Annotated in this window: 8 protein-coding genes; 4 read left to right on the plus strand and 4 right to left on the minus strand. The window is 73.4% G+C overall.

What is annotated here, in order from left to right; all coding sequences use genetic code 11:
• Window positions 1-51 precede the first annotated feature (51 nt).
• Both ACFQ8C_RS35775 and ACFQ8C_RS35780 read right to left on the minus strand, forming a co-directional pair.
• Window positions 52-714: a DedA family protein gene (locus ACFQ8C_RS35775; protein ID WP_383465966.1), complete on the minus strand. Its 663-nt coding sequence runs from the start codon at window positions 712-714 to the stop codon at window positions 52-54.
• A gap of 285 nt (window positions 715-999) precedes the next feature.
• Complete coding sequence (locus ACFQ8C_RS35780; RefSeq protein ID WP_383465968.1) at window positions 1,000-1,461, minus strand: DUF4442 domain-containing protein; 462 nt, start codon at window positions 1,459-1,461, stop codon at window positions 1,000-1,002.
• Window positions 1,462-1,580: 119 nt separating this feature from the next.
• Here ACFQ8C_RS35780 and ACFQ8C_RS35785 point away from each other — a divergent pair, with 119 nt between their 5' ends.
• Both ACFQ8C_RS35785 and ACFQ8C_RS35790 read left to right on the plus strand, forming a co-directional pair.
• A complete protein-coding gene (locus tag ACFQ8C_RS35785) occupies window positions 1,581-2,654 on the plus strand; it encodes a hypothetical protein (protein ID WP_383465970.1) in 1,074 nt (357 codons plus the stop codon).
• Between the two features lie 51 nt (window positions 2,655-2,705).
• Complete coding sequence (locus ACFQ8C_RS35790; RefSeq protein ID WP_383465971.1) at window positions 2,706-4,043, plus strand: MFS transporter; 1,338 nt, start codon at window positions 2,706-2,708, stop codon at window positions 4,041-4,043.
• On the opposite strand, the gene ACFQ8C_RS35795 is transcribed toward ACFQ8C_RS35790, so the two are convergent.
• Together ACFQ8C_RS35795 and ACFQ8C_RS35800 are read right to left on the minus strand one after the other, a co-directional pair.
• Window positions 4,005-4,850: a spermidine synthase gene (locus ACFQ8C_RS35795; protein WP_383465973.1), complete on the minus strand. Its 846-nt coding sequence runs from the start codon at window positions 4,848-4,850 to the stop codon at window positions 4,005-4,007. The two genes, ACFQ8C_RS35790 and ACFQ8C_RS35795, sit on opposite strands and share 39 nt — an antisense overlap.
• A gap of 48 nt (window positions 4,851-4,898) precedes the next feature.
• Entirely contained in the window at window positions 4,899-5,639 is a 741-nt protein-coding gene (locus ACFQ8C_RS35800) for a DNA alkylation repair protein (protein WP_383465979.1), read from the minus strand.
• 47 nt (window positions 5,640-5,686) lie between these two features.
• Here ACFQ8C_RS35800 and ACFQ8C_RS35805 point away from each other — a divergent pair, with 47 nt between their 5' ends.
• Both ACFQ8C_RS35805 and ACFQ8C_RS35810 read left to right on the plus strand, forming a co-directional pair.
• A complete protein-coding gene (locus ACFQ8C_RS35805) occupies window positions 5,687-6,415 on the plus strand; it encodes a TVP38/TMEM64 family protein (protein WP_383465975.1) in 729 nt (242 codons plus the stop codon).
• Window positions 6,416-6,495: 80 nt separating this feature from the next.
• On the plus strand, window positions 6,496-7,371 hold the full coding sequence (locus ACFQ8C_RS35810; RefSeq protein ID WP_383465977.1) for an undecaprenyl-diphosphate phosphatase: 876 nt from the start codon (window positions 6,496-6,498) through the stop codon (window positions 7,369-7,371).
• Window positions 7,372-7,417 lie beyond the last annotated feature (46 nt).

Consider the following 7,417-nt stretch of genomic DNA (forward strand, 5'->3'; position numbering starts at 1 on the left):
CCCGGGAGATCTCCCGGGTGCCGCCCTCCGTCGCGTACGGACGCTCCGCGGTCAGTCCGCCGCGATCGGCTCCGGCACGGCCTCCGGCCGCTGCTCCTGCCGCGCTTCGGCGGCCGCCTTCTTGGCGCGGTTCTTGATGACGAGCATCGAGGTGACGCCGATGAGGACGGCGAGCACCAGACCCAGCCAGGAGAAGCGCTTCAGCCACGCCTCGGCGACGACGCCGACCGAGTAGATGACGGCGGTGGTGCCGCCCGCCCACAGGATGCCGCCGAAGACGTTGGCGATGAGGAACTTCCAGTACGGCATCTTCAGGACGCCCGCGAGCGGGCCGGCGAAGATCCGCAGGAGGGCGATGAAGCGGCCGAAGAAGACCGCCCACATGCCCCACTTCTGGAAGGAGCGTTCGGCGAGCGCGATGTTCGCCTCGCTGAAGTGCTTGGGGAACCTGGCGCCGAGCCAGGCGAGCAGCGGACGGCCGCCCTTCCGGCCGATCGCGTACCCGATCGAGTCGCCGATGATCGCGCCGGCGGTGGCGCAGCCACCGAGGACGTACGGGTTGATGTCGCCGTGCTGCGAGGCGAGCAGGGCCGAGCTGACGAGGACGATCTCGCCGGGGAGCGGGATGCCCAGGCTCTCCAGTCCGATCACCACCCCCACCAGCGCGTAGATGGCGACGGCCGGGATCGTCTCCAGCCACTCCTGGACGTGCAACGCGGGTTCCTCCCGTAGAGCCGACACGGCCCCGGTCGCGGGCCGCTGCGGTGGCGCGCCCCGCGTCGGGCGCGCCGGGGCAGCCTACCCGGTCGGCCCTCACGGACCTCCACCGCTGCCCGGAGCCCCGGGGTCCGCGGCCGACCCGCCGACCCGCAGGTCCCACCGCCCCGTGGCGAGGACGAGGCCGCCGCCCCGGGACGCGACCGCCCCCGCACCCGAGGGGAGGGTGCGGGGGCGGGAGGTCCGTACCGGCCGGGCACGCGCGCGTGCCCGGCGGGCGGCTCACTTGCCGAGGTCGTTGGGCCTCAGGGTCCACAGGACGGTCATCTCGCCGGTGACGGCGCCGTCCTCTCGGGTGATGTCGATGCGGACCGGGAACTCGGGGCGCTCTCCGGCGTCGAGTTCGGCGACGACGTCGGCGACGGGGCGGCCGAGGGTGGCGGTCGCGGTGACGACGCCCATGGCGAGCTTCTTGTACGCGATCTCGGCGTTGACGGCGAGCGGCACGGCGCGGCCCAGCTGGTCGCCGAAGGCGGCGAGGACGATGGCGCCGCTGGCGGACTCGGCGAGGGTGAACATGGCGCCGGCGTGCGGGCCGCCCACGTGGTTGTGGTAGGCGGGCTGGTCGGGCAGGCGCACGACGGCGCGCTCGGCGGTGGTCTCCAGGAACTCCAGGTTGAGGGTTCCGGCCATGGGGACCGTGGCGGCGAGCATCTCGCCGACGGACTTCTGGTCTGCGCTCATGGGGCCTGATGTTACCCGCGAGTAGAAGTCTTGGCCATGCCTTCCCCGGCCGGACGCCCACCCCGCCCGGCGGGACCGGGCATGGCCGGGTCGGCGCCGCCCCTCTATCGTTACGGCCCATGTGGCCAGGACAGCAGCCGCCCGGGGGCGAGCAGAACCCGCAGGACCAGAACCAGAACCCGTACCAGCAGCCGGGGTACCAGCAGCCGAACCCGTACCAGCAGCCGACGCAGCCGGGATTCCCCCCGCAGGGCGGCTACCCGCAGTACCCGCAGCAGGGGTACGCGCAGCCCAACCCGTACCAGCAGCCGACCGTGCCGCAGCACCAGGTGCCCGGCCCCGTCCCGCCGCAGGGCCCGGGCGGCGGCGGCCGGAAGCGGACCACGCTCATCGCGGTCGTGGCCGCCACGGCCGTGGTCGTCGCGGGCGGCGTGACCGGGTTCCTGGTCCTGAACAAGGACGACGGCGAGAAGGACGTCGCCGACAAGCCGGCCACGAGCTCCTCGGCCCCCACCTCCGCCGCCCCGACCGGGTCGGCCGAGCCGTCGGAGGCCCCGACCACCGAGCTCGACAACCCACGCGACAGCGAGGAGTACCAGCCGACGATCCCCGGCTGGAAGGTCGTCCACAACCCGTCGTACGGCACCCTCTTCGACGTCCCGCCGGAGTGGGAGGTCGGCAAGCCCACGATGAGCGTGGGCTTCGAGGACGCCGCGAAGGGCGACGGCAGCCCCCTGGTCATCATGTCCGGGCCCGCCGACCTCAAGAGCAAGTGGTGCGCCGTCGACTCCGACAAGAGCGGCAGCCCCGAGTACTCGGGGCTGGCCGGCGCCGGCACCAAGGGCAACCAGGGCGCCAAGGACACCGCCTCCGCCGCGCGCGGCCAGGCCGGCATGTGGGTGTGGGCCGCTTTCGCCCAGCACATGCCGGAGAAGACGATCAAGATCACCGCGGCCGCCCCGTACACCACGGCGTCCGGCCTCAAGGGGAGCCTGGCCACCGCCACCGCCCCGGGCGTGAAGAAGCGCAACAAGTGCGAGACCGACGGCAAGTCGATGGCCTTCACCTTCGTCAACGCCGAGAACGACTTCTCGACCTTCGTGCTCTACGCGGCCGACGGCGTGAAGGACGAGCTCCCGGACGCGACGATGCGGAAGATCCTCTCCACGGTCCGGCTCACCGAGAGCTCCTGACGTCCGGTATTCGGTTTGGCAGGAAGGGGAGGCGGCGGGGATAGTCCCCGAGTGACGAATCGCTCCGCCTCCCCCCGCAGCACCCGCCGCCCCGAATGGGCCGGGCGCAACTACGTGCTGCTCACCGCCGCCACCATCGTGACGAGTCTCGGTGCGCACGGCGCCCTGATCGCCACCACCTGGGCCGTCTTCGAGTCCGGCGGTGACGCGGGCGACGTGGGCCTGGTCGCGATGGCCCGCTTCCTGCCGCTCGTCCTCTTCCTGCTCATCGGCGGCGCGGTGGCCGACCGCATACCCCGGCACCGCGTGATGGTCGCGGCGAACGCGCTGAACTTCGTCTCCCAGGCGGTCTTCGCCGCGCTCGTCCTCTCCGGCACCGCCGAGATCTGGCAGATGATGGTGCTCACCGGGCTCTGCGGCACCGGGCAGGCCTTCTTCAACCCGGCGGCCGAGGGCATGCTCATGTCCAGCGTCACGGGCGAACAGGCGAGCCGCGCCTTCGCCTTCTACCGGATGGCGATGCACGGCGCGGGCATCGGCGGCGCCGCGCTCGGCGGCGCGCTCGTCGCCTTCGTCGGCCCCGGCTGGGTGCTCGCCGTCGACGCCGCCGCCTTCGCCGTGGCGGGCGCCCTGCGGGCCTTCCTCGACGTCAGCGGCATCCCGGAGCGCAAGCCCGGCGGCGGTCTCTTCGCCGATCTGCGCGAGGGCTGGCAGGAGTTCGTCGGCCGCCCGTGGCTCTGGTCGATCGTCGCCCAGTTCTCGGTCGTGGTCGCGCTCATCGGCGCGGTCGAGGCGGTGTACGGACCGCTGGTCGCCCGCGACGAACTCGGCGGCGCCCGCCCGTGGGGCATCGCGCTGGCGGGATACGGCGTGGGCACGGTCGCCGGCGCCGTCCTGATGACCCGGTGGAAGCCGCGCCGGATGCTCCTCGTCGGCACCCTCGGCGTCTTCCCGATCGCGCTGCCCTCGGCGGCGCTCGCCGTCCCGCTGCCCGCGCTGTGGCTGACGGTGGTGATGTTCGCCAGCGGAGTGGCGATGGAGATCTTCGGCGTCTCCTGGATGACGACGATGCACCAGGAGATCCCGGAGGAGAAGCTGTCCCGGGTCTCCGCCTACGACTGGTTCGGCTCCACCGCGCTGCTGCCCCTGTCGACCGCCCTCGCCGGTCCGGCGGAGACGGCCTTCGGCCGGACCACCTCGCTGTGGGGCGCGGTGGCCCTGATGACCCTGGTCACCGCCCTCGTCCTGCTCGTCCCCGACGTGCGCAACATGACGCGGCGTCCGCACGGCGCCCCGGCGGCGAAGGGCGAGGCCGGCGCGACGCTCGGCGCGGTCCCCGCGCAGGGCACGTCACCCGATGCCGAAGGCGCCCTCGGGCGGAACGGGTGACCCCACGGCCTCGTCGTCGCCGACCGGAGCCGCGTCCCCGGTGAACCGCGCCAGCGCCTCCCCGTGCTCCACCCGCGCGGGAAAGGCGTCCGCGGCGGCCCGTCGGGTGAGACCGGGCACGTCCAGGGCCTCGTCGGAGGCGACCAGGACGGCGTTCCCGAACCGCCGCCCCCGCAGCACCGCCGGCTCGGCGACCAGGGCCAGCTCGGGGAAGACCGCCGCGAAGGTGGCGAGCTGGCCGCGGAGGAAGCCGAACGGCGCCCCGTCGGCCAGGTTGGCCGCGTAGGTCCCGCCCGGACGCAGGACCCGCCGGACCTCTCGGGCGTACGTGAGCGAGGTCAGGTGCGCCGGGACGCGCGAGCCGCCGAAGACGTCGCCGACGATCAGGTCGGCCGACGCGGTGGGCGCCGACTCCAGCCAGGCCCGCGCGTCGGCGGTGTGCACGGTGACGCCGGAGCCCTCCGGCAGCGGCAGGTGCTCGGCGACGAGCGCGACGAGCCCGCCGTCCGCCTCGACGACGTCCTGACGCGAACCGGGCCGCGTGACGGAGACGTACCGGGGCAGCGAGAGCGCTCCCCCGCCGAGGTGCAGCACGTCCAGCGGCACCCCCTCGCCGGCGGCCACGTCGACGACGTGCCCGAGCCGGCGGGCGTACTCGAACTCCAGGTGCTCGGGCTCGTCGAGGTCGACGTAGGACTGCGGCGCCCCGTCGACCGTGAGCAGCCACGCCCGCTCCCGGTCCACGTCGGGCATGAGGCGCGCGCTGCCGTGGTCGACCTCGCGCAGGACGGGAATCTGCTCGTTCACCCCCTCATTCTGCCGCCGCCCGGAACGTGCCCCCGCCCGGCGGGGCGTTCACAGGTGTCTGAGGGCCTCGCGCACCGAGAGCGGGGGGAGGAGGGAGCGGTTGTCCGCGACGAAGGCGCGCACCTCGCCCGGGGCGGTCTTGGCGTACTCGCGCAGGCTCCAGCCGATCGCCTTGCGGAGGAAGAAGTCGGTGTCGGCGGCGCGCCGCAGGCAGTACGCGAAGAGGCGGTCGGCGTCCGTCTCCTCCCTGAAGCGCAGCTGGTGGAGGAGGGCGGTGCGGGCGATCCACGGGTCGTCCCCGTCGATCCACCGGTCCATCTCGGCGCCGAGCGCCCGGTCGGCGGCGACGAGTCCGCCGACGACGTGGGCGGCGAGGTGGTCGACGGTGTCCCACCAGGAGACCGTCGTCACGAGCCGCCGGGCGACGGGCAGGAAGGCGGACGAGCACCGCTTCACGTGGCGCCGCAGGTAGTCGACGGCGAAGTAGTGGTACTCGCGCTCGGGGAGGGCGAAGCAGCGCAGGGCGAGGGCCGCGCAGTCGTCCTCGCCGGGTCGGGGCGTGCCGTCGAGGACGGTGCGGGAGAGGGCGCGGCGCTCCGGCGAACGGATGCCGAGGAAGGGCGCCACGCCCTTCATGTACGCGACCATCTCCTGCGCCCGGAAGGGGTTCCCGGCGGCGGGGTAGAGCGTGGTCAGCCGGCCCAGGACGGTGTCGGCGAGCTCGCTGTCGGGGACGGCGTACGGAGGCTGCGCGGAGACGGCGTCGGGCGGGTGACCGGGGTCGGGCATGGCGCACATTACGGCGATCATACGGATGTCTCCGTTACTCTCCCGGGATGCTCGCTCCCGTGCCCCGGCCGACGGACCCGTTCGCCGTCCGCTGCTCCCGGGCCCTGCTCTCGCCCCGGTCGCGCCTCTCGCTGCTCGCGCTCGTCCTGCTGACCGCCGCCGCCCTGGTGGTGCTGTACGAGCCACAGCGCCTGCTGGCCACGGGGTGGCCGCAGGCGGGCGGCGCGGGCGCGGTGCTGCTGTTCGGCCTGGCGTACGGCGTGTGCACGGCGGCGTTCGTGCCGCGTCCGGTGCTGAACCTCGCGGCGGGGGCGCTCTTCGGTTCGGCCGCGGGGCTGACGGCGGCGGTCGCGGGGACGGTGCTGGGCGCGGGCATCTCGTTCACGCTGGGCCGGGTACTGGGGCAGGACGCGCTGCGGCCGCTGCTCAGGGGGCGGTGGCTCCGGGCGGCGGACGGGCAGCTGAGCCGGCACGGCTTCCGCTCGATGCTGGCGATCCGGCTCTTCCCCGGCGTGCCGTTCGCCGCGGCCAACTACTGCGCGGCGGTCTCCCGGATGGGATACGTGCCGTTCCTGCTGGCGACGGCGATCGGCACGGTGCCGAACACGGCGGCGTACGTGGTGGCCGGCGCCCAGGCGGGCGAGCCCGGCTCTCCGGCGTTCCTGATCTCGGCGGGCTTCATCGTGGTGTCGGGGCTCGGCGCGGCGGTGGTCGCCTGGCGGAAGCGGCACTCCCTGCGCCGTCCGCCCGTGCCCGCGACCGCCGACGCGGCCTGATCACGAACACGTCACCTTGGGGCGGTACGCTGCGCTCGACCTTCTGACCGCACACGTACATACGGGACGGCCCAAGCCCCATGAGTTGGTTCGAATCGTTCATCCTCGGACTCGTCCAGGGGCTGACGGAGTTCCTTCCCATCTCCTCCAGCGCGCACCTCCGGCTCACCGCCGCCTTCGCCGGCTGGGAGGACCCGGGCGCGGCCTTCACGGCGATCACGCAGATCGGCACGGAGACCGCCGTCCTGATCTACTTCCGCAAGGACATCGGCAGGATCGTCACGGCGTGGTTCCGCTCGCTGACGGACAAGTCGATGCGCTCCGACCACGACGCCCAGATGGGCTGGCTGGTGATCGTCGGCTCGATCCCGATCGGCGTCCTCGGCGTCACGCTCAAGGACCACATCGAGGGCCCCTTCCGCGACCTGCGGCTGATCGCCACCACGCTCATCGTGATGGGCATCGTGCTCGGCATCGCCGACCGGCTGGCCGCCCGCGACGAGATCGGCGGCCGGCACCGGGCGATCCGCGAGCGCAAGACGCTCAAGGACCTCAGCGTGCGCGACGGCCTGATCTACGGCTTCTGCCAGGCGATGGCCCTCGTCCCGGGCGTCTCCCGCTCCGGCGCGACGATCTCCGGCGGCCTGCTGATGGGCTACACCCGCGAGTCCGCCGCCCGGTACTCGTTCCTCCTGGCGATCCCCGCCGTGCTCGCCTCCGGCGTCTTCGAGCTGAAGGACGCGACCGAGGGCGGGCACGTCTCGTGGGGTCCGACGATCTTCGCGACGATCGTCGCCTTCGGCGTGGGCTACGCGGTGATCGCCTGGTTCATGAAGTTCATCACCACGAAGTCCTTCATGCCGTTCGTGTACTACCGCATCGCGCTCGGCATCCTGCTGTTCGTCCTGGTCGGCACGGACGTCCTCAGCCCGCACGCGGGCGAGTCCGGCGACTGACCGCCGCTGCCGCACCCCGCCGGGGGCGGGCCCGCACCGCGCGGGC

This window comes from Streptomyces sp. NPDC056503 (genome assembly GCF_042794995.1).
GTDB lineage: Bacteria > Actinomycetota > Actinomycetes > Streptomycetales > Streptomycetaceae > Streptomyces.